The sequence below is a fragment of the Oceanobacillus luteolus genome (genome assembly GCF_023715655.1).
Lineage (GTDB): Bacteria > Bacillota > Bacilli > Bacillales > Amphibacillaceae > Oceanobacillus > Oceanobacillus luteolus.
The window spans coordinates 1-624 of sequence record NZ_JAMBON010000140.1; the positions used below are offsets into that span (position 1 = coordinate 1).

Annotated in this window: 1 protein-coding gene; it reads right to left on the reverse strand. The window is 38.3% G+C overall.

Going from position 1 to position 624, the window contains the following annotated elements; all coding sequences use genetic code 11:
• Positions 1–436: aminopeptidase (locus M3210_RS20095; protein WP_251518068.1), on the reverse strand; the 436-nt coding region annotated here is incomplete at its 3' end.
• Positions 437–624: the final 188 nt, after the last annotated feature.

Consider the following 624-nt stretch of genomic DNA (forward strand, 5'->3'; position numbering starts at 1 on the left):
TCTCGTGGGATCTAATCTTTGCGTAATGAGCCTTCAACTTGGTGCGAGAGGCCTTTTGGAAACGACTTATCCTTTCTGTAGAAACCTCCTTAAAGACATCTAAGTTTTCAGAAATAATATGGATGTATGCAGCACCAGCATCGTCCCACTCCTTAAAACGGGCAGCCTGCCAATCAGTTAAGTGATTGATGAAACTATCTGCTGCATTTAAGTAGAAATCTTTGGTAGACTGTTCATCTGTCCAATCTATAAATACATTTGAAGCTCCTGTCTCATAGGCTACCGTTTGGATTAGACGTGCAAACGTAGCATTTTGTATATCACTATGAATAATCAATGATTGATTTTTTTGCAGATTTACACCAGCTAGTATAGCAAGTTCTGCATACTTTTTTAACTGTGCTTCACTTATAAATTCATATATTCCTTTAATCATTTAATATCTCCCCTGTGATAAATTTACTACAGAACCCAGACCTACTTATACCAACCTGCCCCTTTCGTAATATAAGGTTAACCAGATATTTCTGGTTGACCATTTTTTATATGGTTTTATTATAACAGTAGCCGGGGTAGAACGTCTCTGCCCGTGGGACATTTGATCCCGTCAACTAAACCGTTCGC